At 58.6% G+C, this 568-nt stretch carries 2 protein-coding genes; both read left to right on the forward strand.

Annotated elements, in window-relative coordinates:
- A partial coding sequence (locus EN780_RS36960; RefSeq protein WP_133372989.1) for a DUF433 domain-containing protein occupies positions 1 to 347 on the forward strand: 347 nt, incomplete at its 5' end.
- On the forward strand, positions 344 to 568 hold a 225-nt coding region (locus EN780_RS36965; RefSeq protein WP_133372990.1), incomplete at its 3' end, for a DUF5615 family PIN-like protein. The genes EN780_RS36960 and EN780_RS36965, both read left to right, overlap by 4 nt.

The following is a 568-nucleotide window of genomic DNA, read 5'->3' on the forward strand; positions in this document are numbered from 1 at the left end:
CCCTTTACGTGCTCAAGAAGAAGGTGGTTTTCGTCAACAACGAAACCAACCAGCACGAAGAGGTCGTTTCAGGTCAAGGAGTCCTACAAATCCCGTTGCAGGTGGTAGCTGGCGACATGCAGGAGCGTGTTAGGCTCTGGCGCCAACGCGATTCATCGGCCGCTGGCCGTATCGAGAAGCGTCATGGGTTCGGCAACACGTCGGTCGTTGCCGGAACGCGCATCCCGGTGGGAAACATCAAAGCCTTTGCGGAATCGGGCTACACGGTCGAGCAGATCATGCGTGAATATCCCACGCTGACGAAGTCGGACGTGGAAGCTGCGCTCGCATTCGACAGCGCTGCTTGAAGGCGCTGGCAGCTCATCTCATTTTCCTGCTGGACGCCAGCGCTCCCGAATCCGTTGCGCTGGCGGTCGAAAAGGCCGGGCACAAAGCGATCCGGCACAGCGACGTGCTCGCCGAAGGTGCCTCGGACATCGTGGTATGTGAAACCGCCTTGGCCAACAGCGCGATCTTGATCGCCGTCGACAAGGACATGAAGCAGCTCACAAAACGCTTCAACCCTGAC

This window comes from Mesorhizobium sp. M4B.F.Ca.ET.089.01.1.1 (assembly GCF_004022605.1).
GTDB lineage: Bacteria > Pseudomonadota > Alphaproteobacteria > Rhizobiales > Rhizobiaceae > Mesorhizobium > Mesorhizobium abyssinicae.